1 protein-coding gene is annotated in these 237 nt (G+C 43.5%); it reads right to left on the bottom strand.

Annotated elements, in window-relative coordinates:
• On the bottom strand, positions 1–237 hold a 237-nt coding region (locus ACPYOJ_RS36740; RefSeq protein ID WP_481420596.1), incomplete at both ends, for an MvdC/MvdD family ATP grasp protein.

Raw genomic sequence — 237 nt, 5'->3', positions numbered from 1 at the left:
GTCCAGCCTTCTGTAAACACTAGGTTTTCCCAGAGAATAGACATCTACCGATTCCAGGAATCCGAAAAGTGTATTGCGGATCTCTCCCATTGCTGCACCATAGAATTTTTCATCCATTTCTTCTCTTACTCCAGTGCCTATATTGTAAGCCCTTCTGTACCAAACCGCAGAAAGATCATCCAGGCGATATTTCTTTTCAGGAGTTTCGAGAATGGTCGTCCATTTTCCGTCCTGAAA

It is taken from the genome of Rhizobium sp. SVR5-9E (assembly GCF_056755095.1).
Note: the sequence above shows the minus strand (reverse complement) of the source record. Positions and strands in the feature narration are given on the sequence as shown.